The 24575-nt window shown below is 64.6% G+C and carries 20 protein-coding genes; 10 read left to right on the top strand and 10 right to left on the bottom strand.

What is annotated here, in order from left to right:
- Nucleotides 1–436 precede the first annotated feature (436 nt).
- The 3 genes from B9Z01_RS01910 (at nt 437) to B9Z01_RS01900 (ending at nt 3967) form a co-directional block, all read left to right on the top strand.
- Complete coding sequence (locus B9Z01_RS01910) at nt 437–1282, top strand: hypothetical protein (RefSeq protein ID WP_244195902.1); 846 nt, start codon at nt 437–439, stop codon at nt 1280–1282.
- A 128-nt stretch (nt 1283–1410) separates the two neighbouring features.
- Nucleotides 1411–1629 (top strand): DUF465 domain-containing protein, encoded by a 219-nt coding sequence (locus tag B9Z01_RS01905; protein ID WP_085480567.1) that lies wholly within the window; start codon nt 1411–1413, stop codon nt 1627–1629.
- A 64-nt stretch (nt 1630–1693) separates the two neighbouring features.
- Nucleotides 1694–3967 (top strand): DNA repair helicase YoaA, encoded by a 2274-nt coding sequence (locus B9Z01_RS01900; RefSeq protein ID WP_085480566.1) that lies wholly within the window; start codon nt 1694–1696, stop codon nt 3965–3967.
- 239 nt (nt 3968–4206) lie between these two features.
- On the opposite strand, the gene B9Z01_RS36020 is transcribed toward B9Z01_RS01900, so the two are convergent.
- Both B9Z01_RS36020 and B9Z01_RS01885 read right to left on the bottom strand, forming a co-directional pair.
- Nucleotides 4207–4473, bottom strand: coding sequence for a hypothetical protein (locus B9Z01_RS36020; protein ID WP_085480565.1), 267 nt, complete (start codon nt 4471–4473; stop codon nt 4207–4209).
- 240 nt (nt 4474–4713) lie between these two features.
- Nucleotides 4714–5991, bottom strand: coding sequence for a cupin domain-containing protein (locus tag B9Z01_RS01885; RefSeq protein ID WP_085480564.1), 1278 nt, complete (start codon nt 5989–5991; stop codon nt 4714–4716).
- Nucleotides 5992–6023: 32 nt separating this feature from the next.
- Here B9Z01_RS01885 and B9Z01_RS01880 point away from each other — a divergent pair, with 32 nt between their 5' ends.
- Nucleotides 6024–6560: an FKBP-type peptidyl-prolyl cis-trans isomerase gene (locus B9Z01_RS01880; protein WP_085480563.1), complete on the top strand. Its 537-nt coding sequence runs from the start codon at nt 6024–6026 to the stop codon at nt 6558–6560.
- Between the two features lie 9 nt (nt 6561–6569).
- Here the strand turns inward: B9Z01_RS01880 and B9Z01_RS01875 are convergent, their stop codons facing one another.
- The 4 genes from B9Z01_RS01875 to B9Z01_RS01860 form a co-directional block, all read right to left on the bottom strand.
- A complete protein-coding gene (locus tag B9Z01_RS01875) occupies nt 6570–8003 on the bottom strand; it encodes a hypothetical protein (protein ID WP_085480562.1) in 1434 nt (477 codons plus the stop codon).
- On the bottom strand, nt 7990–10674 hold the full coding sequence (mutS, locus tag B9Z01_RS01870) for a DNA mismatch repair protein MutS (protein ID WP_085480561.1): 2685 nt from the start codon (nt 10672–10674) through the stop codon (nt 7990–7992). Before mutS ends, B9Z01_RS01875 begins: the two co-directional genes overlap by 14 nt.
- Nucleotides 10675–10903: 229 nt before the next feature.
- Nucleotides 10904–12202, bottom strand: coding sequence for a lysophospholipid transporter LplT (lplT, locus tag B9Z01_RS01865; RefSeq protein ID WP_085480560.1), 1299 nt, complete (start codon nt 12200–12202; stop codon nt 10904–10906).
- Nucleotides 12203–12580: 378 nt separating this feature from the next.
- Complete coding sequence (locus B9Z01_RS01860; RefSeq protein ID WP_085480559.1) at nt 12581–13384, bottom strand: inositol monophosphatase family protein; 804 nt, start codon at nt 13382–13384, stop codon at nt 12581–12583.
- 330 nt (nt 13385–13714) lie between these two features.
- Here B9Z01_RS01860 and B9Z01_RS01855 point away from each other — a divergent pair, with 330 nt between their 5' ends.
- Together B9Z01_RS01855 and cysE are read left to right on the top strand one after the other, a co-directional pair.
- A complete protein-coding gene (locus B9Z01_RS01855) occupies nt 13715–14614 on the top strand; it encodes an RNA methyltransferase (protein WP_085480558.1) in 900 nt (299 codons plus the stop codon).
- Nucleotides 14615–14865: 251 nt separating this feature from the next.
- Entirely contained in the window at nt 14866–15705 is an 840-nt protein-coding gene (gene cysE / locus B9Z01_RS01850) for a serine O-acetyltransferase (RefSeq protein ID WP_085480557.1), read from the top strand.
- Between the two features lie 95 nt (nt 15706–15800).
- Here the strand turns inward: cysE and B9Z01_RS01845 are convergent, their stop codons facing one another.
- The 4 genes from B9Z01_RS01845 to B9Z01_RS01830 form a co-directional block, all read right to left on the bottom strand.
- Nucleotides 15801–16598: a UDP-2,3-diacylglucosamine diphosphatase gene (locus B9Z01_RS01845; protein WP_085480556.1), complete on the bottom strand. Its 798-nt coding sequence runs from the start codon at nt 16596–16598 to the stop codon at nt 15801–15803.
- A gap of 59 nt (nt 16599–16657) precedes the next feature.
- Nucleotides 16658–17152: a peptidylprolyl isomerase gene (locus tag B9Z01_RS01840; RefSeq protein WP_085480555.1), complete on the bottom strand. Its 495-nt coding sequence runs from the start codon at nt 17150–17152 to the stop codon at nt 16658–16660.
- A gap of 264 nt (nt 17153–17416) precedes the next feature.
- Nucleotides 17417–18010 carry a peptidylprolyl isomerase gene (locus B9Z01_RS01835; protein WP_085480554.1) on the bottom strand — a complete coding sequence of 198 codons (594 nt, stop codon included), beginning with the start codon at nt 18008–18010 and terminating at the stop codon, nt 17417–17419.
- A gap of 49 nt (nt 18011–18059) precedes the next feature.
- Nucleotides 18060–18851, bottom strand: coding sequence for a tetratricopeptide repeat protein (locus B9Z01_RS01830; protein WP_085480553.1), 792 nt, complete (start codon nt 18849–18851; stop codon nt 18060–18062).
- A gap of 248 nt (nt 18852–19099) precedes the next feature.
- Here B9Z01_RS01830 and cysS point away from each other — a divergent pair, with 248 nt between their 5' ends.
- From cysS to tilS, 4 genes are all read left to right on the top strand, one after another.
- Nucleotides 19100–20497 carry a cysteine--tRNA ligase gene (gene cysS / locus B9Z01_RS01820; protein ID WP_085480551.1) on the top strand — a complete coding sequence of 466 codons (1398 nt, stop codon included), beginning with the start codon at nt 19100–19102 and terminating at the stop codon, nt 20495–20497.
- A gap of 47 nt (nt 20498–20544) precedes the next feature.
- Nucleotides 20545–21663, top strand: coding sequence for a DNA-3-methyladenine glycosylase family protein (locus tag B9Z01_RS01815; protein WP_085480550.1), 1119 nt, complete (start codon nt 20545–20547; stop codon nt 21661–21663).
- 128 nt (nt 21664–21791) lie between these two features.
- Nucleotides 21792–22763, top strand: a complete 972-nt coding sequence (locus B9Z01_RS01810) for an acetyl-CoA carboxylase carboxyltransferase subunit alpha (RefSeq protein ID WP_085480549.1) — start codon at nt 21792–21794, stop codon at nt 22761–22763.
- Nucleotides 22764–22823: 60 nt separating this feature from the next.
- On the top strand, nt 22824–24371 hold the full coding sequence (gene tilS / locus B9Z01_RS01805) for a tRNA lysidine(34) synthetase TilS (RefSeq protein ID WP_085480548.1): 1548 nt from the start codon (nt 22824–22826) through the stop codon (nt 24369–24371).
- The last annotated feature ends 204 nt before the right edge of the window (nt 24372–24575 follow it).

Here is a 24575-nt window from a genome sequence, read left to right as displayed (position 1 = left end):
GCGGCAGGTCGGACAGGCCGGGCGTGCGCCGCGACCAGGTTACTAGAGCGGGGCATTTTGCCATAAATGCCAAGGGGCTCAACCGCGCGGTGTTAGAATTTCGGGCATGTTCCGTTGACCCTCTACGACGTTGCCAATCTCCTTGTCCCTCAACCGCCTGGCCTCTTTTCTGTCGCTGGGTTCGATGCCGGGTTCGTCTCCGGGTACATCTCAACCGCCGCTCTCTTCGTCGCGTTTGCCGGTCAACTCGCCCGCGCCGGTAGCGCGCGCCATGTCCGGCGCGAGGTTTGGGCTTGGGACAAGGCTTGTGTCGGATTTCTCCGTGCCGCGCAGGTTGGCCGCGGCGGGCGCTTCGTGTGTGATCGCCGCGGCGCTGGCCGTACCCGGGGCAGTAAGCGCGCAGACTGTGACGCAACCAGCGGGAAGCGGGCAAAATATGGCGCCGCTTGCGGCCTCGAACTCGGCGGCCGCGCCATCGGCGACAACGCCGGCAGCAGCTCAGGCGGCCGACGCGGCAAACGCCGATAGCGCGCAGGGCGCGAGCGACGCGGCCGCGCTCGACAAATCGTTCGAGGAGCGGCAACAGGTGCTCGACCAGCGCAGCGACGACAACAACTACCAATACGCGGTCGCGCAGCACAATTGCTACAGCCGGTTTTTCGTCAATCACTGCCTGAACCGGGCGCGCGATTCGATGCGTACGGTGCAGGCGCAAATCCGCAAGGAACAGCTCGCGCTCGACGCCGAGCAGCGCGCGCAACGCGCTCGCGAGCGCGACGAACGCACGGCGTTGCGGCGCGCGCGCGCCGAGGCGGAAGCGCCGCAGCGCGCCGCCGAAGACGCGCGCAACGAGCAGGCGTATCAGGAAAAGCAGCGCCAGAATGCGCTCGATCAGGCGCAGCGCAACGCCGAGGCGCCGCAGCGCGCAGCCAACGCCCAGGCCTACGAGGACAAGCGGCGTCAGCACGCGCTCGACCAGGCGCAGCGCGGCGTCACGCCGGCGCAAGCGACGGCCAACCAGCAGGCTTACGATCAGAAGCAGAGCGACTTCCAGCGCAAGCTCGAAGAGGCGCGTCAGCAGGGCGCGCAAAAAGCCGAGGAACGCGAGCAGAAGCAGCAGAATTTCGAGAAAAAGCAGGCCGACGCGGCACAGCACAAGCTCGACGTCGAAGCGCGTCAGCAGCAGGCCGCCGAGAAGGCCGAGCAGAAACGTCAGGATCAGTTGAAGCAGCAGCAACTCGAAGAGCAGCAAAAACAGCAGCAGCAACAGCAGCAACAGTAGTGTGCTGGGCAGCTTGCGGCGGTTGTGGTCAGGGCCGCCGTAGCCGCCGTAACGCGTTTTGAGCCGGACAGCAATCTCAGGCATCGGGCTGCGGGCGCAGCGCGTGCCATGGACGAGAGGAGGCGAGCATGCGCGATCGTCATCACGTCATCGACGGGAACACACTTCGCGACCGCATTCTGCAGCTGGAATCGGAACACAGTGGGCTCAACCGGTTGATCGACCGGATGTCGGATGAGCCCGGCACCGACGACCTTGAGTTGCAGCGTCTGAAAAAGCGCAAACTCAAAGTCAAGGACACCATCATCTTGCTGCAATTGCAGCTCGAACCGGACGTGCGCGCCTGAGTTCGCGGCCTGGCAGGCGCCGGGCGCGCAACGCGCGAGCCGGACTTCGCAGGAAACGCTTGCCTTGAATTCACCGCATGAAACTTCATCCCGGACCGCGCCGGGCGACGCTGCATCCACCACGGGCACGCCGGCGCCTGGCACGGTCACGCCCGTGCCGGGCGTGACGCTGGGCCAGCGCCGTGCCGCGGAACTCGACGATATCTTCGCCGACAACGGCCTGCTCGCGCGCCAGATCGACGGCTACCGGCCGCGCGCGGCGCAGATCGAGATGGCGCGTGCCGTCGCCACCGCCATGGAAGCCTCGGGCCGTGCGATGCCCGAGCCCGCGATGTTCGAGGCGCACAAGCGTCCGGCGCGGCGACTGCAGTCAGGCGCCGATGCAACCCGTGACGCAGCCCCTGACGCCAGCGGCAGCGCCGAAGCAGGCGGCCTCGAGAGCGGCGAGAACACACTGATCGTCGAAGCGGGTACGGGCACCGGCAAGACCTATGCGTACCTCGTGCCGGCGATGCTGTGGGGCGGCAAGGTGATCGTCTCCACCGGCACGAAGCATCTGCAGGACCAGCTCTTCCAGCGCGACATTCCGACCGTGCGCGACGCGCTCGCGGTGCCGGTCTCGGTCGCGATGCTCAAGGGGCGCGCGAACTATCTGTGCCACTACTATCTGCAACGCACCGCGGACAACGGCCGTTTGCCGTCGCGCCAGGAAACCTCGTATCTGCAGGACATCGTGCGCTTCGCGAAGATCACGCGTACCGGCGACAAAGCCGAACTCGCGAGCGTGCCGGAAACGGCGGCGGTGTGGTCGATGGTCACGTCGACGCGCGATAACTGTCTCGGCCAGGAGTGTCCGCATTACAAGGACTGCTTCGTGATGCAGGCACGCCGCGAAGCGCAGCAGGCCGACATCGTGGTGGTCAACCACCATCTCTTTTTCGCCGACATCATGTTGCGCGATACCGGCATGGCCGAGCTGCTGCCAACCGCCAATACGGTCATCTTCGACGAAGCGCATCAGTTGCCCGAAACCGCGACGCTGTTTTTCGGCGAGACGTTGTCCACCGCGCAGTTTCTCGAACTCGCGCGCGATTCGGTCGCGGAAGGTCTCGGCCATGCGCGCGATGCGCTCGACTGGTTCAAGCTCGGCGCCACGCTCGAGCGTGCGGCGCGCGATGTGCGGCTCGCGTTCAAGGAAGACTCGGTGCGTCTGTCGATCGGCCAGTTGCCCGACGATCATCCGCTGTTTCCGGCGCTCGAGGCGCTCGAAACCGAGCTCGATGCGCTTGCCGCCGCGCTGGCGGCACAGGCCGAGCGCGCGGAGTCGCTTGGCGCATGCTTGCGCCGGGCGCGCGAGTTGCAGGACGTGCTGAGCGGCTGGACGAGGCCGCCCACGAGCGCCGAGCGCGACGCGGCCGCGCCACGCGAAGGCGCTGCCGGCGACGCCAACGCGGAGCGCGCTGATCCGAACGAAAAGGTGCGCTGGATCGAGGTGTTCTCGCACACGGTGCAATTGCACGAAACGCCACTCTCGGTCGCGCCGATTTTCGCGAAGCAGCGCGCCGGCGTGCCGCGCGCGTGGATCTTCACGTCGGCTACCTTGTCGGTGCGCGGCGACTTCACGCACTACGCGGCGCAAATGGGCCTGAACTCGAAACGTTCGATGACATTGCCGAGCCCGTTCGACTATCCGTCGCAAGGGCTGCTGTATGTGCCGCGCAATCTGCCGCAGCCGTCCTCGCCGATGTTCACCGACGCGGTGTTCGATGCCGCGTTGCCCGCGATCGAAGCATCGGGCGGCGGCGTCTTCATGCTGTGCACGACGCTGCGCGCGGTGGACCGCATCTCCGCGAAGTTGCGCGATGCGATCGAGGCGCGTGGCTGGGACTATCCGCTGCTCGTGCAGGGTGACGCGAGCCGCACCGAATTGCTCGATCGCTTCCGTGCGTACGGCAACGCGATTCTGGTCGGCAGTCAGAGTTTCTGGGAGGGCGTGGACGTGCGCGGCGATGCGCTGTCGCTCGTCGTGATCGACAAACTGCCGTTTGCGCCGCCCGACGACCCGGTGCTGTCCGCGCGGCTCGATGCGCTCACGAAGAAGGGCTTGAGCCCGTTCGCGGTTCATCAGTTACCGCAGGCCGTCATCACGCTCAAGCAGGGCGCAGGCCGGCTGATTCGCGCGGAGACCGATCGCGGCGTGCTGATGATCTGCGATACGCGGCTCGTCGACAAACCGTATGGGCGCCGCATCTGGCAAAGTCTGCCGCCGTTCAAGCGCACTCGCGAGATCGACGTGGTCCGGGAGTTCTTTGAAGAGAGTGCGGCGCAGGCTCGATAGCCGACAGTGCCCATCCCGCATAAAAACGCCGCTTTAAAAAGCGGCGTTTTTTTCAAATGCTTTCGAATGTTTTCAAAATGGCATAGCCGGAAAAGGCAAGCCAGAAAAACAAGACCAAACGGCAGCTCATAAAACAAAACGCCACGGAGATGAACCCGTGGCGTTTTGCCTGACTGCCCGGGAAACCGTGACGATTTCCCGATGCAGTTTTCGCCCAGAGGCGAACCCTACGCGACAGCTTACTGGCTTGCGCCCGAAGCCGGAGCTGCAGCGTCCGAAGCCGGAGCAGCAGCTGCGTCCGAAGCAGCAGCGCCAGCGTCCGAAGCGGCAGCAGCAGCGTCGCTCGCAGCAGCAGCCGGTGCCGAAGCAGCGTCGCTCGCAGCAGCAGCCGGTGCCGAAGCAGCAGCTGCGTCGCTAGCCGGTGCAGCGGCCTGATCGTTGCTCTTGTTGCATGCAGCCAGTGCGACAGCTGCCAACAGGGATGCTACGAGGAGGGATTTCTTCATGATCACGTCCTTTTATGGTTTAAAGGTAAGCAACAGCGCAAAATAAAACCGGTAATGTGCTCCAACACCGACCTGGGCCGCTGGTGGAGATGCTCTTTCTGTGAGCTGGAATCTTCCCTACGGCTTGGGCGGAAATTATATGCACTTTCGTACTGACAGTCGATAAATCCGGGGTCAATACGTTGTCTTTCTCATACAAAATTTCACTGTACGGTATAGCGGTATAGCACGTGGGTAGAGTTACGCAAGCTCGCCCACCTGTATCCAGCCCGCACAATACCACTCGTGTAGCAGTGCTGTCACCGATGAATCGTGCGAGAGTGTTACAAAGCGTTTCGCACTCATGCAGCGTTGATTCGCGAAATCAAACAGCCATTTTCTTGCGCCATTCCATGCTATTTCTTCTCCATTTACGAAGAAAAAACGGCGGTCGTACAACAGGTTAGTCTTGCGGTCGAGCCGCAGGCCCGTTTTCGATGCTTCGCCGGCAAAACGGGCCTCGTTGAGTGGCCGTTGCGGCGGATCGAAGACGACGCTCGGCTTGGGTTCGCTGAGGTACGTGCCAAGGAACGACGCAATGTCCTGCTCATTCCACCTGATCCGAGCAAGGATCGCGCCAACCCTCTCGACAAGCGCCGCCGGCAACTCGGCCGGACGCTCGACGGCGGGCTGCTTCGGATCGCTGTAAAGCGCGCTGGTTTTGCCCGCGGACTCGCCACGCTCGGCCAGATGGTAAAGGAACTGCGCGGTCAGTTCGCTCGCGGAAGGCGCGCGAAAACCGATCGAGCAGGTCATGCATTCGCCTTCGGCAATACCGTCATGCGCGATGTGCGGCGGCAGGTACAGCATGTCGCCGGGCTCCAGCACCCATTCCTCTTCGGGTTCGAAGTTTTGCAAAACTTTCAAAGGCAGACCGGCTTGCAGCGTCAGGTCTTTCTGCGCGCTGATGCGCCAGCGGCGCTTGCCTTTTACTTGCAAAAGAAACACATCGTAAGAGTCGAAGTGAGGGCCGACGCCGCCGCGGTCGCTCGCATACGAGATCATCAGATCGTCGAGGCGCGCGTCCGGCACGAAGCGGAAGCGGTCCAGCAACGCGCGCGCGCGGTCGTCGTGCAGGTCCACTCCTTGCACGAGCAGTGTCCATGCGCGTTGCTTGAGCGATGGCAGTTCGTCGGGCGCGAACGGGCCGTGCTCGAGCTGCCATTTATTGCGGAAGTGGGTAATCAGGCGCGCCTCGACTTCGTCCTGATCGGCCAGCTCGAAGAGCTCGTCGCGCGAGAGCGGTGCCTGTACACCGGGAATGGCCTGGCGGATCAGCAGCGGCTTTTTCTGCCAGTAGTGGTGCATGAATTGCGACGGCGTCAGATTGCCGAGCAACGCGGTTGGCGCGTCAGGCGAGGGTGGAAGAGTTGGCATTGCGGCGGGCTTTGAATCTGGCTTCAAAGCAGGCTTTGAAACAGACGGCGAATTGCGTGCCGAAACTGCCTCGGCTAGGGGGTGAGTGGGCCGCCTGGGCATCGTATAATGTGAGTTGTATTCTGGAGAATCGAATGAAAATCGCAAAGAACACCGTCGTGTCGGTCGCCTACAAGCTGTCGGATGCGCAGGGCAATCTGATTGAGGAAAGCGACGAGCCGATGGTCTATCTGCACGGCGGCTATGATGGCACGTTCCCCAAGATCGAGGAAGAGCTCGACGGCCACGAGGCTGGCTTCGAGACCCAGATCCAGCTCGAGCCGCAAGATGCGTTCGGCGAGTACGATCCCGACCTTGTGAAGATCGAGCCGCGCGAGCGCTTCCCGGAACCGCTCGAAGTCGGCATGCAGTTCGAAGGCACGCCTGAAGATGCCGACGAGGAACTCGATTCGCTGGTGTACGTCGTGACCGACGTCGCGGAAGACAAGGTCGTGCTCGACGGCAATCATCCGCTCGCCGGCATGGCGCTGCGTTTCGCGCTGACCGTGAAAGACGTGCGCCCGGCTACCGAAGACGAAATCGAACACGAGCACGCGCATGGCGCGGACGGCCTCGAGGTCCTCGACGACGAGGACGACGAAGAAGACAACTCAAAACCCACTCTGCACTGAGCTTGCCGGTCAGCCGGGCGTGCCTGAGGGAATGCCCGGCGCGCCCGGTGTCGTGGCCGGCGCCGACGAAGGCGGGGTCGTCGGCACGGAAGGCGATGCAGGCAGTATCGACCCGGGCGGCATCGAAATCGCCGGCCCATATCCACCACCGCCCTGATCGGACGGTATGCGCGGCTCCTGATCCATCGGCGACTCTCCTGGCGTTTGCAGCAACGGCGGCAATTCCGACGCCGGACCGTACCCCGGCACATTCGGCATATCCGGTGTCCTGGGCATCGACGCGGCGGAATCTTCGCGCGGCGAAATGGGCGAAGTGGGCGATATGGGCGATATGGGCGATATGGGCGGCGTAGTCGGCAACGGCATCTGCCTCGGCACGTCGTGCACGCTCACATGGAACAGCGGCTTCCTGCCGAAATCCGCTTCAATCTGAATCCACTGGTTAAGACGATCACGCGGCGCAAATGCGATACGGGTGAGATTCGTTACGACCGCGCCTTTGTCATTGCGTAGCGGCTGATCGATCACGAAGCCGCCGGCTATGCGCTCGTCGTCGGAATGAATCACGACCACGGGCCCGTGAAAAGTCCGCGCGAGATTGACGAGGCTGCGCTTGAATTCGAGAAAACCGTCGCGACGCGTGCTGCGCGCGAAATGCAGCCACGCGAATCGCTCGGGACGCTCATAACGCTCCGGGTCGAAATCGCCCTGAATGAACACGACGATCGCGCGCGCATCGCGGCGTTTCGCATATTCGCCCGCGTGCTCGAGCCAGAATGCATTGGCGATCACGCGATCCTCGAACTCGCCGTTGCGCCCACCCGCGGTCAGGTAGTGATTGTTCGGACCCGGCACGTTCAGGCCGACGAACACGATGTCGCCGGCTTTATCCCCCGCGATCCAGCGCACGTTTTCGCGAAACGGGCGAAAGCGCGAAACTTCGCTTTCGCGCGTCAGGGGGATCGGGTTCTGGCCCATCGAAATGGGATCGGCGAACAGCGTTTGACGCAGCAGGTCGAGCCGCTCCACCGGATCGAAGCCGCCGGCTTCCGCTGTACCGCAATCGACCCAGTCGTGCTGGCCGGGAATGAAGAAGAGGGCGGCCCGCGAGCTTTCGAGCAACGCGTGACGGCGCTCGTAGAGCGCGTCGCGGCAGGTCTCCTTCGGGCCCTTCAGATTACCGTCGTAGACGATGAAGCTCACATTGCGCTCGCGGCTGATCGCTTCGATCAGCCGTTGCGTGGAAGCTTCGTCGGCGGGGCTGCGCATCGTGTCCGCGATGACTGCGAACGTGAAGCGCGAGGCTTCGGCATGCGCCGGCGTGCTCCACGCGCACGGCGCCGACAGCGAAACGATGCCGCCCGTCAGCGCGAGCGCGCGGCTCAGCGCCGCGCGAAACCCACGCGGCGATTTGGGGTGCCGGGGTGTGTCAACGGTTCTCATCCGGCGCGGCGGCCAGTTCGTGCAGTTCGTACAGCAGATCGAGTGCTTCGCGCGGCCGCAGGTCGTTCGGATCGATACCGCGCAAACGCTCGACGAGCGCCTGCGTCGCAGGCGAGGCCGCGGCCGCATCGGCGGCGGCTTCGTCGTCGTTCGCGTCTTCGGCGAGCATCGGCGGCGGCGCGGCAAACAGATCGAGTTGCGGTGCGGGCTGCGCGGCCGATTGCTGTTCGAGATGCGCGAGATGCTTGCGCGCCGCGCGGATCACCGCGTTCGGCACACCGGCAAGCTGCGCGACCTGCAGACCGTAACTCTGGTTGGCGGGCCCCTCGTTGACCGCGTGCAGGAACACGATGCCGTGCCCATGCTCGACTGCGGACAGATGCACGTTGGCCGCATGCGGAAATTCCGCTGGCAGTTGCGTCAGCTCGAAATAGTGCGTGGCGAACAGCGTGTGGCAACCGTTGTGCGCGAGCAGATGGCGCGCGATTGCCCACGCGAGCGCGAGCCCGTCGAACGTCGAGGTGCCGCGGCCGATCTCGTCCATCAGCACGAGACTCTGCGGCGTCGCATCGTTGAGGATCGCCGCGGCCTCGGTCATTTCCACCATGAAGGTGGAGCGGCCGCCGGCGAGGTCGTCCGCTGCGCCGATGCGCGTGAAGATGCGGTCGATCGGCCCGAAGGCTGCGCGCCGCGCCGGCACGTAGCTGCCCACGTACGCGAGCAGCGCGATCAGCGCGGTCTGGCGCATGAAGGTCGACTTGCCGCCCATGTTCGGGCCGGTGATCAGCAGCAGTTTGCGCTCGGTGGCGAGCGTGCAGTCGTTGGCGATGAACTGCTCGACCTGCGCCTCGACCACCGGGTGACGGCCCTGTTCGATGTCGATGCCGACGTCCGGCGAAAACGTCGGCGCGACCCAGTCGAGCGCGCGGGCGCGTTCGGCGAACGCCGCGAGCAGGTCGAGTTCGGCGAGCGCGGATGCGACACGCTGGCAGTCCGGAATGAACGGCAGGAGCGCCTGCAGCAGCGCGTCGTACAGCGCGCGCTCGCGGGCGAGCGCGCGTTCCTGCGCGGAGAGCGCCTTGTCCTCGAAGGTCTTCAGTTCCGGCGTGATGTAGCGCTCGGCGTTTTTCAGCGTCTGACGGCGGCGATAGTCGTCGGGCACCTTGTCGGTCTGGCCGCGCGTGACTTCGATATAGAAGCCGTGCACCTTGTTGTATTCGACGCGCAGGTTGCCGATACCGGTGCGCGCGCGTTCGCGCGTTTCGAGATCGATCAGGAACTGCCCGCAGTTCTCCGAAATATCGCGCAGTTCGTCGAGCTCCGTGTCGTAGCCGCGCGCGATCACGCCGCCGTCGCGCACCATCGCGGCCGGCTCCTGCGCAACCGCTTGCCTGAGCAGATCGACGCACTCGGCCGGCGGCTCCAGCGCCGCGTCGATGCGTGCCAGTGAATCCGCGTTCGACGACACCGCGGCAAGCTGTGCGCGCAATGCCGGCAGTGCGATGAAGGTATCGCGCAGGCTCGACAGATCGCGCGGCCGCGCCGAGAGCAGCGCGAGACGTCCGGTGATCCGTTCGATATCCGAAATCTGGCGCAATGCGCTGCGTAGCGTGTCGACGTCGGCACCGGGCGGCGTGTCGAGCAACGCGCCGATTGCTTGCTGGCGCGCCTGCGCCACGGCCGACTCGCGCGGCGGATGATGCAGCCAGTGACGCAGCAGGCGGCTGCCCATCGTCGTGCAGCAGGTGTCGAGCAGCGAACACAGCGTTGGCGATTCAGTGCCGCGCAGCGTTTCCGTGAGTTCGAGGTTGCGGCGCGTGGCGGGGTCGAGGCCGATATATTCGGACTCGTATTCGACCTTCAGGCTGCGCACATGGCGCAATTGCTGGCCTTGCGTGGACGCCGCGTACAGCAGCAACGCACCGGCCGCGCCGCATGCGCAACCGAGCGAATGCGCGCCGAAGCCGTCGAGGCTCGCCACTTCGAGCTGATCGCACAGGCGCTTCGTGCCCGACGTGATATCGAAATGCCAGGCCGGCACGCGCGTGAGCGCGCCCGCGTTGGCGGGCGGCGTCCAGCTTGCCGAATCGGCGGTGGCGTCGGCAACGAGAATTTCCGCGGGACGAATGCGCTCGAGCACGGCGGCCACCTGGTCGGGGGCAACTTCCGCGAGACGCAGCGCGCCGCTCGCGAGATTGAGCCACGCGAGGCCGACGCTCGTCGCGACGCCGCGGCGATTGTGCGCGACGCACATCGCGAGCAGGTAAACGTCGCTCTTGTCGGACAGCAACGCGGCGTCAGTCAGCGTGCCCGGTGTGACCACGCGTACGACCTTGCGCTCGACCGGACCCTTGGAGGTGGCCGGGTCGCCGATCTGTTCGCAAATCGCGACGGATTCGCCGAGCTTCACGAGCTTGGCGAGATACTGTTCGACCGCGTGATGCGGCACGCCCGCCATCTTGATCGGATTACCCGCCGACGCGCCGCGCTGCGTGAGTGTCAGATCGAGCAGACGCGCGGCTTTTTCCGCGTCGTCGAAAAAGAGTTCGTAGAAGTCGCCCATCCGGTAGAACACCAGCGTGCCCGGATGCTCCGATTTGATGCGCAAGTATTGCTGCATCATGGGAGTGTGTTGTGCGACGTCGCTGGCCGCTGCGGTTTGAATGCCCATCCTCGGTATCTTCTTGCGGTAGATGCTCAGGGCGTGAGTTTAACCCGCCCGTGCCGTGAGCGGACCCTGGCCGAATGGACGATCCTCAACGTCGAACCTGTATGGCAGCATGAAATCTCTGCGGCAGCATCGGCGAACCGGCTGCAATGGATGCGTCATGCCGCCGTGGCGTAGTGACACGCGCGTTCGCACAAGCGCTCCGGATCATTGCAGGACGACCGTTATGCATTCATTCCTCGATCATCGCGCGCATGTCGCTCATGCGCTCATTCGCCGCGCTGCGCCGTTTGGCGAGCCACATCATCAGCGTGATGAAGCTGCCGAACACGACGATGATCCACTGCGCGGGCATCTTCGCGATGAGCAGCAGCGCGTAGATGCCGAGCATCAGCAGCACGGCGAGGTTCTGGTTGAAGTTCTGCACGGCGATCGAGTGGCCGGCCGAGAGCAGCGTCGCGCCGCGATGCTGAAGGATCGCGTTCATCGGCACGATGAAGAAGCCCGACAGCGAGCCGAGCACGATCATCAGCGGATAGGCGAACAGGATGTAGGCGGGCGCGACGTGCGAGCCGACGCGCAGACCGGCGCCCATCGGGAACAGATCCTTGTTGTAGAACGCCATGGCGATTGCCACCGCGCCGATCAGCACGCCGACCGGCAGCACTCGCAGCGATCGGCGCAGCGGAATCAGCGCGGCCGCGCCCGCTGCGCCGAGCGCGATGCCGACACCGGTCACGCCCTGCATCACCGCTGCTTTCGGCAACGACAGCCCGAGGTTCACGTTGGCCCATTTGAGCACGAGCAACTGCATCGTCACCGCGGCACCCCACATCAGCGTTGTGACCCACAGCGCGATCTGCGCGAGCTTGTCGGCCCACAGCACGTTGAAGCAGTGATAGAAGTCGCCGACCAGCTTCCTCGGCTCCGACAACTGGTTCGGGTAGCGCGCGCCCGTATCGGGAATGAAGATGTTGATCGCGGCGGCGATCGCGTAGGTGATCATCACCGCGAACATGGCGAGATCGGCGGCGGAGGAGATCAGCGGCAGATGCGCGCGCGCGACGAAGCGTGCGGCCAATGCGCTGATCAGCGCGCCGCCGAGCATCGTGCCGGCGATCGTCGAGAGAACGGTGGCCGATTCGAGCCACGCGTTCGCTTTGACGAGCTTTTCGGCGGGCAGCAGCTCGGTGAGAATGCCGTACTTGGCCGGCGAATAGGCGGCCGCGCCGAAGCCGACCACGCCGTAGGCAAGCATCGGATGAACGCCGGCAATCATCAGCAGGCAGCCGCTTGCCTTCAGCGCATTGGAGACGAACATCACGTGGCGCTTCTGCATCGAGTCGGCGAACGCGCCGACGAACGGCGCGAGCAGCACGTACGAGATCGTGAAGAAAATCTGCAGCAGCGGCGTGACCCAGGCGGCCGAGCGAATCACCGAAAGCAGCGCGATGGCGGCGATCAGCAACGCATTGTCCGCGAGCGACGAAACGAACTGCGCTGCAATGATTGTGTAGAAGCCTTTTTTCATGAAGCGGGTGAGAGGCTGCTCGCCGGGCGGGAATGGGGCGAAGTCAAGGGCAGGGCCAAACGGGAGTGGGGCAGGCAACGGTCCCGGCTGCGGCGCGGTGGATGAACGGGCAACGGCGAAGCCCGACGCCCGCAATGGCGGCACGCGAGCTATGCGAAGAGGGCGGTGTCATACGAACCGCAAGAGGTTCGCGCCCCGGCACGGTCACCGCGCATCGGCAAGAACTTGCTCCCACGGCATTCCGGCTTTGTAGCACGAACGTGTGTGCGCTGCAGCGCGGCCAAACAAAAAAGCGGCCGAAGCCGCTTTCCTGCCTATCGATCGAGTACGCAAACCGGATCGATTACGCAAACCGCAGACCCGCCGCGGCGGCGCGCGTTAGGCCGACTGCTGACGCGTGCGGCTATAGCGCGACAGAACCGGAATCATCTGCGCGTAGACCTTCGGGTTGCCGGCGACGATTTCGCCGACGTGCAGGAAATCCGAGTCGCCCGTGTAGTTGCCGACGAGACCGCCGGCTTCGGTGATCAGCAGGCTGCCCGCCGCGACATCCCACGCGTTGAGGCCTTGCTCGAAGAAGCCGTCCATGCGGCCGGCGGCGACGTTCGCGAGGTCGAGCGCGGCGGCGCCCGGACGGCGCAGGCCCGCGCAGGCTTCGGTCATTTCGGCGAACTGGCGGCCGTACGATTCGAGGCTGTCCTGTTCACGGAACGGGAAGCCGGTGCCGATCAGGCAGTCGGCGAGACGGTCGCGCTTGGCGACGCGCAGGCGGCGATCGTTCAGGAATGCGCCGCGGCCGCGCGATGCGGTGAAGAGGTCGTTGCGGTTCGGGTCGTAGACGACGGCCTGCGTGACGAGGCCCTTGTGAGCGAGCGCAATCGACACGCAGTAGTACGGGAAGCCGTGGATGAAGTTCGTGGTGCCGTCGAGCGGATCGATGATCCACTGGTATTCGGAATCGTGGTCCGACTTGCCCGACTCTTCGGCGAGAATGGCGTGATCGGGGTAGGCGGTCTTCAGCGTTTCGATGATCGCTGCTTCAGACGCCTTGTCGACCTCCGTGACGAAATCGTTGTGCTGCTTCTTGCTGACCTGGACCAGATCGAGGTCGAGCGACGCGCGGTTGATGATCTGCGCTGCGCGGCGTGCCGCCTTCACAGCGATATTGAGCATGGGATGCATGAGCCTGGATCCTTGTGCCGGAGCAGCACGGCTGCTTGCCGGTAAATAAGCGCTAAACCTGCGCTGATGGGGTGCCGCAAAGACGCGGAAACCGCACGGAATGGCTGGCCGGCTGAAACACCGGCGCGCATTTAGCGCACTGCATTCCGTCGACGGAGACGAATTGGATAAGAACGTAGCGGCCGGTTCGGCGGATGCCTCGGCAAAAGCCTGCACCGGACGCGAAAAGCGGTATTTTACCTGAGTCCGGCCGCCGTCGCGCATGCGCGTGATTCGGCGTGGCGGCGGGTTGGCGCTACCATACGCGTCTTTAGTCTGCCGAGTTTCATCGTGGATCACACTCACCATTCCTCCGATCCCACCGTCGCCGACCTGCGCGGCGGCTTTACGTCGACGCGCTTCGTGCTCGTCGAGCCCAGCCATCCCGGCAATGTCGGCGCCGCGGCGCGCGCGCTGAAAACCATGGGCTTCTCGCGGCTCGTGCTGGTGTCGCCGCGCGTGTCGAACGTGCAGAACGATCCCGAAGCGATCGCGATGGCGAGCGGCGCCGACGACGTGCTGGCTTCCGTGCACGTCGTGCCGACGCTCGCCGACGCGCTGACCGGCGTGCATTGGTCGATCGCGCTGACCGCGCGGCTGCGCGAATATGGTCCGCCGCAATGGACGCCGCGCGCGGCCGCCGCCGTCGCGCACGAGGAGGCGGTGCACGGCGAGATCGCGATAGTGTTCGGCAACGAGCGCACGGGCCTCTCGAACGAGGACGTCGAGCGATGCAGCGCGCTCGCGCATATTCCCGCCAATCCGGCCTACAGTTCGCTCAATCTCGCGCAGGCGGTGCAGGTGCTCGCGTACGAGCTGCGCACCGCGTATCTCGCCACCGATGACGCCACCGGCGGCGCACAAGGCCGTGCGGACGGCAGGACGGGAAGCAGCCCGGGCGCTGGGACCACAAGCGGCGCGTCCGCCGCGGCCCGTGCGGGCGCGGGCGCAGGGCAGGCCGAATCCGCTGGCGCGCGCGTGCAGATGGCGGCGAGCGACGAGATCGAGAGCATGTTCACGCATCTGGAAAGCGCGCTCGTCGCGCTCGAGTTCCTCGATCCGGCCAATCCGAAGAAGCTGATGTCGCGTCTGCGGCGGCTCTTTGCGCGCTCGGGGCTCGAGCGCGAAGAGGTCAACATCGTGCGTGGCATCGCCAAGCACATCCTGTTGAAGACGAAGCGGACTGACTGAGCGTTTTCAGTAAAGCCCTCACACGAGTCCGCCCACGGCGCCCGCAAGCGCCGCATCCGTCCGACGGACGACCTTGCGGGCAGCGTGGGCTTCCGGCAGGTTTCGCGCAATCGCCCTACAATCCACGAAACGTTCGAAGCAAAGCTGCCGCCGTGCTAAGCGGCGGCCGCGCTGTCATAGGCGTGGCGCGAAATGCAGAAGCGCGCCGAAACCACGCAGACGGTTTTTCCTCCCACAACACAGTCCCTGCCATGTTCACGAGACTTCGCGAAGATATCGCCACGATCCGCGAGCGCGATCCCGCCGCCCGCAGTGCATGGGAAGTGCTCACGTGTTATCCGGGCCTGCACGCGCTCGTGCTGCATCGGGTCGCGCATGCGTGCTGGCGGGCAAAGCGCCGCTGGCTCGCGCGCTTCGTTTCGCAGATGGCGCGTTTCATGACCGGCATCGAAATCCATCCGGGCGCGACGCTCGGGCGGCGTGTGTTCATCGATCACGGCATGGGCGTCGTGATCGGCGAGACGGCGCAGATCGGCGACGACTGCACGATCTACCAGGGTGTGACGCTCGGTGGCACGTCGCTGACACGCGGCGCGAAACGGCATCCGACGCTCGAGCGCGGGGTGATCGTCGGCGCGGGTGCGAAGGTGCTCGGCGGCTTCACGGTCGGCGCGGATGCGAAGATCGGCTCGAACGCGGTCGTCACGAAACCGGTGCCGGCGCGCGGCACGGCGGTCGGCAATCCGGCGCGGATCATCGTGCCGGCGGCCGCTGCATCGACGGCCGCGAGCGCTGTCACGGCGAATGCCGCCGCTTCGAACGCCGCCGACGCAAAACGCGCAGCGGAAAAGAGCGCGTTCTGCGCCTATGGCATCACGCCGAATGCGGACGACCCGGTGTCGCTCGCGATTCACGGCCTCATCGATCATGCGGCCACGCAGTCAAGGCGCATCGACGAGATTGTCGATGCGCTCGAGCACCTCGGCACGAGCCTCGAAGGTCTGGAAGGCGCGGACGCGGCGTTGCTCGATTTGCGGCGTTTGTCGGCCGCGATCGCGGGGAAGGTGGAAGGCACAGTCGCAGAGCGTTGAGCGTTGTGTTGAGTCCGGTGCGGCGGTGCATGCGGGTTCATTCGCGCTTGCGTGGAGTCATGCCGCACAGCGCCGGGCGTCGCAACGACGGCGCCTCAGTCGAGCGGTAACGCCCGGATTCCATCGGCGTCGATCCGCAGATACCCGCCGCGGCGTTCGCCGTGATCGAGATCCCAATCCGGCAGAACCCAGCGCGTGCCGCCCGGCTCGCGGTGCCGCGCGGGCAGATGCGTGTGCCCGTGAATGATCGTCGCCGTCTTCGATGCCTTGAAGAGCGCAGCGACGCCCTTCGGCGTCACGTCATATTTCATCGACACCGGCCGCAGCCGGCCATGCTCGCTCTTCGAGCGCATGTTCTCCGCGAGCTTTCGGCGCCAGCGGAACGGCCACGCGAGAAACAGCATCTGCGCGAGAGGATTGCGCGCGAAACACCTGAACAGCTGATAGCCGCGATCCGCGGTGCACAGGCGGTCGCCGTGCGCGAGCGCGACGCGCGTGCCGAACGCGGTGATCACGAACGGATCGGGCAGCCAGATCGCGCCGGCCGCTTTCATGAAGCGCCTGCCAAGCAGGAAATCGCGATTGCCGTGCATGATGTAAAGCGCGATGCCGCGCTCGGACAGCGTATGCAGCAACGCCGCCATGCGCGCGGGGAACGGCTCGCTGAGCATGTCGTCGCCGATCCAGTACTCGAACAGATCGCCGAGGATGAACACCGAATCCGCTGCTTCGGCGGTGACGCGGATGAAGTGCTCGAACGCGGCGACCGTGCGCGGGATCGCCTCGCTCAGATGAAGATCGGACAGGAGGAAAAACGGGCGTGCGGCGTGCGGGCGTTGGCCCTCGCCAGGCACGCCCGCGGCGACGCTTCGCAGCGGCGTTTCTTGCAGCATTGAAGGTGCCTGATTTCAGTTCAAACGAGTCGATGCCTGAATGATGCCTGAGCGATCGTTCAGCCGACGACCACCGCCTTCTCGATCACGACGTCGTCGACCGGCACGTCCTGATGGAAGCCCTTCGAGCCCGTCTTGACCTTCTTGATCTTCTCGACGATATCCATGCCTTCGACGACCTTGCCGAACACCGCATAGCCCCAGCCCTGCGGCGTCGGCGACGAGTGGTTCAGGAAGTCGTTGTCGTTCACATTGATGAAGAATTGCGCGGTTGCCGAATGCGGGTCGTTCGTGCGAGCCATCGCGATCGAGCCGTTCACGTTCTTCAGACCGTTGTTCGCTTCGTTGTTGATCGGCTCGGCCGTCGGCTTCTGCTTCATGCCGGGTTCGAAGCCGCCGCCCTGGATCATGAAGCCGTCGATCACGCGGTGGAACACCGTGTTGTCGTAGTGGCCGGCCTTCACGTAGTTGAGGAAGTTCTCGACCGACTTGGGCGCCTTCTCGGCGTCGAGTTCGAGTTTGATGACGCCGTGGTTCGTATGCAGTTCGACCATGATGGAATCCTTTGATGAACGGAGTGGATAAAAGGCGCGGAGCGTCGTCATGTGCTGACGACAGGCCGCGCCGGAGCGTGGGTTAAACGCCTGAGCGCTGTCGTGACCTGTATTGCGCCACGTATTGCCGTGTTATTGCCGTGTTATTGCCGCGTTGTTGCTGCGTTGTTGTCGTGCGGTGCTGTGTGCCGGGCGACCTCTCGCGCGGCACGCCCGGGACCCCGCGGTTCGACCGCAGCTTCAATCTCGACCGCGACCGTCTGCTTACTTGCTCACCACCGTGGCCGATTCGATCACGATCGGTTTTTGCGGCACGTCGCTCATCGAACCGCGCGTGGTGGTGGGGGTGGCCTCGATCCGCTTCACGACGTCCATGCCGCTCGTGACGCGGCCGAATACCGCGTAGCCGTTGCCGTCCGGATTCGGGTAGTCGAGATTGGCATTGTCCACCGTGTTGATGAAGAACTGCGCGGTGGCCGAATTCGGATCGCTCGTGCGTGCCATCGCGAGGGTGCCCGCGGTGTTCTTCAGGCCGCTGCGGCTTTCAAGCGGAATCGGCGCGCGCGTCGGTTTTTCAACGAAGCTCTGCGTATAGCCGCCGCCCTGGATCATGAAGCCCGAAATCACGCGATGAAAAATCGTGCCGCTGTACTGGCCGGACTTCACGTAGTCGAGGAAGTTGGCAACGGTCTTCGGCGCTTTCTCGGGATACAGCTCGACGCGGATATCCCCTTCCGACGTCTTGAGCAGCACCGACGGATGAACGGGCTGTGACCCAGCCTGCGAACCGGTCTGCGCAAAGGCAGGGGCGTTTGCGATCAGGGCGGCGCTGCCGAGCGCCAACATCAACCATTTCATGAAGATCCTCGGGGTTGGAGAAAACGTGCTGCGGGCAGTGCGGCCGGCCCTAGTGCGACGGCGCCATGTAAGGCGGCATGGCGAGCGAGCCGTTTGCGCCGCCGAACTGGAAGCTCGGCGTTTGCGTCATGTTCGAGGGGGAGCGCGTCGTGTAGTCGCTCGTGACGGCAGAGGCGGGCTGCGCGGGTGTTTGAGCCGCGGGCGCCGGCGAGACGATCTTCTGGATGTCCGCGAGACGCTGCGTGGTCCTCGGGCTCGCTTTGCCGATACCTTGCGCGCGGCGGTAGGCGGCATCGGCCATGCGCAGATACAGGTCGCCGAGATTCTCGTAGGCGAGGCCGTAGTTCGGATTGACCTGGGTGGCCGTTTCGAGCGCGGCGCGCGCTTCGGTCAGACGACCGTGCTTCGCGTACAGCGTGGCGAGGTTGTTGTACGGCTCGGGCAGTTCGGGGTAGAGCTGCGTGAGTTCGGTGAAGGCGGCGATCGCTTCGTCGTCGCGACCCAGGTGCGCAAGCACCGTGGCGCGTTTGAACCTGGCCTGCGCGTCGTGCGGATTCGAGGCGATGCGCGCATCGAGCTGGGTCAGTGCGGCTTGCCAGTTTTTCTGCGCGATCGATGCGTCGATTTCCGGTGTGTCGTCGCGCACGGCAGGGCCTTGCGGCATGACGGCTGCCTTCTGCGCATACGCGCCCGCAACCGGCACGACAGCCAGCGCGGCAGCCACGGTGACACGCAACGCGAGGGTGCGCGCCGCTTCGAAAGCAACGCCGCTGACAATGCCGCCAAACGCAGTCGCGGCGAGGGTCGCAGCGCGGTGTGCGCGGCCGCTGGAGTGTTTCATAGGCTCAGGTCTGGATGTTATACTCCGAGCCATTCTAACAAAAGGTCTGCGCGTTCCGTCGAACCGCTGACTGTCTTTTGCCACTCGTGGCCGTCTCCGCATGGTTCGCAGTCTCGTCTGCAGCCTGACCGCCGCACGAGGTGCGCCGGTTTAGCTGTATGCGACGCACCCGCTGTCCTGTTCGTTTCGCGGGTCGCGGCACGCATGAAACACAACGCGGATTTCTTTCGGCCCACGCACCATTCTCTATGGAATCTCTGCGCATCTACAACACGCTCGCGCGTGACAAGCAAACTTTCGTGCCGTTGCGGGAAGGCGTCGTGCGGATGTACGTCTGCGGGATGACCGTGTACGACTATTGTCATGTCGGTCATGCGCGGGTAATGGTCGTGTTCGACGTCGTGCAGCGCTGGCTGCGCACGCTCGGCTACGACGTGACCTACGTGCGCAACATTACCGACATCGACGACAAGATCATCCGCCGCGCGCTCGAGAACGGAGAAACCATCAAGGCGCTGACCGATCGCTTCATCGCCGCGCTGCATGAAGACGCGGACGCGCTCGGCATCGAGCGTCCCGACATCGAACCGCGCGCGACCGACTTCATTCCCCAGATGCTCGGCATGATCGAGACGCTCGAGAAGAACGGCTACGCATACCAGGCGAGCGACGGCGACGTGAACTACGCGGTGCGCAAATTCGCGGGCTACGGCAAGCTTTCGGGCAAGTCGCTCGAAGACCTGCGTGCGGGCGAACGCGTCGCGGCCAACGACGCGAAACAGGACCCGCTCGACTTCGTGCTGTGGAAGAAAGCGAAGCCCGAAGAGCCCGCCGACACGGGCTGGGATTCGAAGTACGGGCGCGGCCGTCCGGGCTGGCATATCGAGTGCTCGGCGATGGGCTGCACGCTGCTTGGCGAACAGTTCGACATTCACGGCGGCGGCCAGGACCTGCAGTTTCCGCACCATGAAAACGAGATCGCGCAAAGCGAGGCTGCGACCGGACAAACATTCGTCAATTACTGGATGCACAACGGCTACGTACAGATCGACAATGAGAAGATGTCGAAGTCGTTGAACAATTTTTTTACGATTCGCGAAGTGCTTGCGCAGTACGATGCAGAGGTCGTGCGCTTCTTCATCGCGCGTGCGCATTACCGCTCGCCGCTGAACTACAGCGACGTGCATATCGACGACGCGCGCAATGCGCTGGCGCGTCTGTACACCGCGTTGAAAGATGTCACGCCGGATAGCGCGGCGCTCGACTGGAACGAAGCGCATGCGCAGCGTTTCCGGGCGGCCATGAACGACGACTTCAACACGCCGGTGGCGGTATCGGTGCTGTTCGAACTGGCTACTGAAGTGAACCGCACGCGCGACCCCGCGCTGGCCCGTCAATTGCGTGCACTTGGCGCGGTGCTCGGGCTGCTCGGACGTGAACCGCGTGCCTATCTGCAGCAGGCAGCGGGTGCTGCAGTCGAAGGCGCGCTCGAGCCCGCCGCGATCGAAGCGAAGATCGCCGCGCGCGTGGCGGCCAAGCAGGCAAAAGACTACGCGGCAGCAGACCGGATCCGGGCCGAATTGCTCGAAGCCGGTGTTGCTCTCGAAGACAAACCCGGCGGGTTGACCGAGTGGCGGCGCGTTTGAGCGCACCTCGCACTTCCCTCTGATCGACTCGCCAGGCAGGAGGCAGGATGGCAACGGCCACGAAGACGCCGGCTAAACGGGCTGCGTCTCAAACCAGTGCGGCAGCAGCGGCTGCCGCTGCTAAGCCGGCTCGCGCAGGCGGCGCGGTAGAGAAAGCGTCGTCGAAAGCTGCCGGGGCGGCGGCGAAAAGCGGCAACGCTGCCGCGGGCGGCACCGCGAAGAAGAGCGCGGCGAAACGCGCGCTCAATGGTGCGGGCGGCGCGGGTGGTGAAACCGCGCACGCGCTTGCCGCAAAACGCGTCAAGACCACACGAGAGGCCTCGCGCGCGAAAGGCAATGGTGTGGGCTCGACCACACTCGCGGCCAAGCTTGCGGGCGACGTGCAGGAACTCGCGCGCGACACGAACGCGGGCGAAGTCGTGCGCAAGACACGCGTGTCGGCCACGGCTGCGAGCACGGCCAGCGCTAACGGCGAAGCAGCCGGCGCAAGCGCGCTCGCGAGCGAAGTTGCTGTGCCGGTGCAGATCGGCGGTCTCGCGCCTGAAGTCACGCGTCCCGCGTATTGGGACAAGGCATGTGCGGATCTCGTCAAGCGTGACCGCATTCTGAAGAAGCTGATTCCGAAGTTCGGCCCCGTGCATTTGTTGAGCCGTGGCGATCCGTTCGTTACGCTCGCGCGCTCGGTGGTCGGCCAGCAGATTTCGGTCGCCTCCGCGCAGGCGTCGTGGGCCAGGGTCGAGGCTGCGTGTCCGAAGCTCGTGCCGCAGCAGTTCATCAAGCTCGGTCCCGAGAAGTTGACCGGCTGCGGTTTGTCCAAACGCAAGGCCGAGTATGTGCTCGATCTCGCGCGGCATTTCGTGTCGGGCGCGTTGCACGTCGGTAAATGGACGTCGATGGACGACGAAGCAGTGATCGCCGAACTCACGCAGATTCGCGGCATCGGCCGCTGGACCGCGGAGATGTTCCTGATCTTCAATCTGTCGCGTCCCGACGTGCTGCCGCTCGACGACCTCGGCCTGATCCGCGCGATCAGCGTCAACTATTTCAGCGGCGAACCCGTCACGCGCAGCGAAGCGCGCGAGGTTGCCGCGAACTGGGAGCCGTGGCGCACCGTCGCGACCTGGTACATGTGGCGTAGTCTCGATCCGTTGCCGGTCGACTACTGAAGAAGAACAGGAAACGAGACCGTTTCAGAAAACTATCGATTATCTCAAATTGATAGTTGAGAAAAGGTTTTGACATCGGCGCGCGCGGTTAGAATACGCGCTGCCGGTAAGTCCAAGGATTACAACCAATGAAGACCACGTTTCTGGATTTCGAACAGCCGATCGCTGAACTCGAAGCGAAGATCGAAGAATTGCGCTTCGTGCAGGACGATTCGGCCGTCGATATTTCGGAAGAAATCGAGCGGCTGTCCAAGAAGAGCCAGCAGCTCACCAAAGATCTGTACGCGAACCTCACACCGTGGCAGGTTTCGCAAATCGCGCGTCATCCGCAACGCCCGTACACGTTCGACTACGTGAACGAACTGTTCACCGACTTTCATGAACTGCACGGCGACCGCAGCTTCGCGGACGACCTGTCGATCGTCGGCGGTCTCGCGCGTTTCAACGGTCAGGCGTGCATGGTGATCGGCCATCAGAAGGGCCGCGACACGAAGGAGCGCGCGCTGCGCAACTTCGGCATGCCGCGCCCGGAAGGCTATCGCAAGGCCGAGCGCCTGATGCGTCTCGCCGAAAAATTCGGCCTGCCGATCTTCACGTTCATCGACACGCCGGGCGCATACCCGGGCATCGGCGCGGAAGAGCGCGGCCAGTCGGAGGCGATCGGCCGCAATCTGTACGTGATGGCCGAACTGAAGACGCCGCTGATCGCGACGATCATCGGCGAGGGCGGTTCGGGCGGCGCGCTCGCGATCGCTGTCGGCGATAGCGTGCTGATGCTGCAGTTCTCCACCTACTCGGTGATTTCGCCGGAAGGCTGCGCATCGATCCTGTGGAAGAGCGCCGCGAAGGCGCCGGAAGCGGCGGAGGCGCTTGGGTTGACCGCGCATCGTCTGAAGGCGCTCGGCCTGATCGACAAGATCGTCAACGAGCCGCTCGGCGGCGCGCATCGCGACCCGAAGGGCATGGCCGCGCTGCTGCGCCGCGCGCTCGCCGATTCGCTGCGTCAGTTCCAGGGCATGAGCATCAGCGACCTGCGCGAACGCCGTTTCGAACGGCTGATGGCGTACGGCAAATTCAAGGAAACGACGCCGGGTGCGTAAGCCCGCGCGCGTTGTCTTTGTCCCTTTCTTTCGTTCACCGGCGCATCACGCGCTAACGACGTGACTACCACCGCCGACTCATCCGCCGAGCGCCCCGTCATCGAGGCGCTCGGCGCGGCGCTGTCCGCGCTCGATGCGTCCGATGCAAGCGCACGCATCGCGGTCGCGTTCAGCGGTGGCGTCGATTCGAGCGTGCTGCTCGATGCGGCGGTGCGCGTCGCAGGCGCATCGCGTTGCGTCGCGTTGCACGTGCATCACGGACTGAGTCCCCATGCCGATGCATGGCTCGCGCATTGCGAGGCCTTTGCGCGCGAACGTGGCGTCGAATTCGAGGCGCGCCGCGTCGAGGTGTCGCGCGCGCCGGGCGTGAGCATCGAAGCGGCCGCGCGCGACGCGCGTTATCGCGTGCTCGATGCGATGTGCGCGGCCCGTGGAATTCGCACGCTGTGGCTCGCACAGCATGCGGACGATCAGGCCGAGACCGTGCTGCTGCAACTGCTGCGCGGAGCGGGTCTCGCGGGGCTTGCGGCGATGGCGCCCGAGTTCGTGCCCGCGGGCGCGTCGGCGACGCGCGTGCGGCCGCTGCTGCACCTGCTGCGCGCGCAACTCGAGCACTACGCGCGCGCACGCAAGCTGCGCTGGATCGACGACGAGTCGAACGCCGACACGCGTTATGCGCGCAATGCGTTGCGTCATGAAGTGACGCCGGCGCTCACGGTCCACTTTCCCGGTTTTCGCGACGCGCTCGCGCGCACGGCCGCACATGCGGCATCGGCGCAGCGTTTGCTCGATGCGCTTGCGCGTATCGACATGGAGACGGCCTCGCGCGATGAAGGGCACGCGCTCGCGCTGCACGTGCTGCTTGCGCTCGACGACGATCGCGCGCTGAACCTTCTGCGCTACTGGATGCGCACGCTCGGCTTCGTCGCCGCGTCGAATGCGCGTATTGCCGATGCGTTGCGTCAGTTGCGCGAGGTTGGCGCGAGCGAGGAAGGGCATCGTCTGCGCATCGATCATGCGGGGCATGCGTTGCGCAGCTATCGTGGTCTCGTGTACTGGGAAGCGGGCGACAGCCGCGAGCCTGCGGACGAAACCGCGCTCGTCGCGCGCGAGATCAGCGAACTCGCGTGGCATGGGCAGGAAGTCTGGCATCTGCCGCAGTGGCGCGGCACGTTCGTGTTCGCGGCATTGGATGCGGCTGCCGATGCGCCCGGCGCATCCAACGTATCCAACGCTTCGAACGCGTCGAACGCTTCGAACGCGTCGAACGCGTCGAACGCGTCGAACGATACGGCCTCGAACAACGCTGAAGCCGCCGACACCGTTCCCATCAGCGTGCTCCAGCGCGCGTTGCTCAGCGCGCGAGCGCGCCGCGGCGGCGAGCGCATGCGTACAGGCTCGCCGAACGCGCCGGGCAGAACGCTGAAGAACCTGTTCCAGGAGCGCGGCATTCCCGCATGGAAGCGCGACGTGCCGTTGCTTTACATCGGCGATGAACTGCTGTTCGTGCCGCACATCGGCGTGAATCGCGCGGCTTTGAGCGACGCGTCGTGTTCCGTAGAGGCACGCGTGAAAATCATCTGGCGCGAAGATCTGCTGATCGCCTGACCAGCCAGACGGACTATTCCGGAATCGGCGCGCCTAAAAGACGAACGGGTGAAATAAGGCGTAAATCCGCGAAAAACAGGCCTTGGCGAGCCCGATTCGGCGTATTTGAACGCTCTTTGCGTCTTGTCTTTTTGCGCCTAATCAGGTACGTTTACTTGTTTGCCCGACCCGATTTCGCCGTCGCTTTTGTCGCTATCGGTCCTT

It is taken from the genome of Paraburkholderia susongensis, assembly GCF_900177725.1.
GTDB lineage: Bacteria > Pseudomonadota > Gammaproteobacteria > Burkholderiales > Burkholderiaceae > Paraburkholderia > Paraburkholderia susongensis.
The sequence above is the reverse complement of the archived record's forward strand: the minus strand, read 5'-3'. Positions and strand labels throughout refer to the sequence as shown.

Excerpts from the sequence above, each read along its gene's own strand:
- B9Z01_RS36020 (WP_085480565.1), bottom strand. The coding sequence starts at position 4,473 with ATGAAGAAATCCCTCCTCGTAGCATCCCTGTTGGCAGCTGTCGCACTG.
- B9Z01_RS01845 (WP_085480556.1), bottom strand. The coding sequence starts at position 16,598 with ATGCTGCAAGAAACGCCGCTGCGAAGCGTCGCCGCGGGCGTGCCTGGC.
- B9Z01_RS01885 (WP_085480564.1), bottom strand. The coding sequence starts at position 5,991 with ATGCCCAGGCGGCCCACTCACCCCCTAGCCGAGGCAGTTTCGGCACGC.
- B9Z01_RS01840 (WP_085480555.1), bottom strand. The coding sequence starts at position 17,152 with ATGGTCGAACTGCATACGAACCACGGCGTCATCAAACTCGAACTCGAC.
- cysE (WP_085480557.1), top strand. The coding sequence starts at position 14,866 with ATGTTCACGAGACTTCGCGAAGATATCGCCACGATCCGCGAGCGCGAT.
- mutS (WP_085480561.1), bottom strand. The coding sequence starts at position 10,674 with ATGGGCATTCAAACCGCAGCGGCCAGCGACGTCGCACAACACACTCCC.
- B9Z01_RS01875 (WP_085480562.1), bottom strand. The coding sequence starts at position 8,003 with ATGAGAACCGTTGACACACCCCGGCACCCCAAATCGCCGCGTGGGTTT.
- B9Z01_RS01880 (WP_085480563.1), top strand. The coding sequence starts at position 6,024 with ATGAAAATCGCAAAGAACACCGTCGTGTCGGTCGCCTACAAGCTGTCG.
- B9Z01_RS01860 (WP_085480559.1), bottom strand. The coding sequence starts at position 13,384 with ATGCATCCCATGCTCAATATCGCTGTGAAGGCGGCACGCCGCGCAGCG.
- B9Z01_RS01815 (WP_085480550.1), top strand. The coding sequence starts at position 20,545 with ATGGCAACGGCCACGAAGACGCCGGCTAAACGGGCTGCGTCTCAAACC.
- lplT (WP_085480560.1), bottom strand. The coding sequence starts at position 12,202 with ATGAAAAAAGGCTTCTACACAATCATTGCAGCGCAGTTCGTTTCGTCG.
- B9Z01_RS01835 (WP_085480554.1), bottom strand. The coding sequence starts at position 18,010 with ATGAAATGGTTGATGTTGGCGCTCGGCAGCGCCGCCCTGATCGCAAAC.
- B9Z01_RS01810 (WP_085480549.1), top strand. The coding sequence starts at position 21,792 with ATGAAGACCACGTTTCTGGATTTCGAACAGCCGATCGCTGAACTCGAA.
- B9Z01_RS01830 (WP_085480553.1), bottom strand. The coding sequence starts at position 18,851 with ATGAAACACTCCAGCGGCCGCGCACACCGCGCTGCGACCCTCGCCGCG.
- B9Z01_RS01905 (WP_085480567.1), top strand. The coding sequence starts at position 1,411 with ATGCGCGATCGTCATCACGTCATCGACGGGAACACACTTCGCGACCGC.
- cysS (WP_085480551.1), top strand. The coding sequence starts at position 19,100 with ATGGAATCTCTGCGCATCTACAACACGCTCGCGCGTGACAAGCAAACT.
- B9Z01_RS01910 (WP_244195902.1), top strand. The coding sequence starts at position 437 with ATGGCGCCGCTTGCGGCCTCGAACTCGGCGGCCGCGCCATCGGCGACA.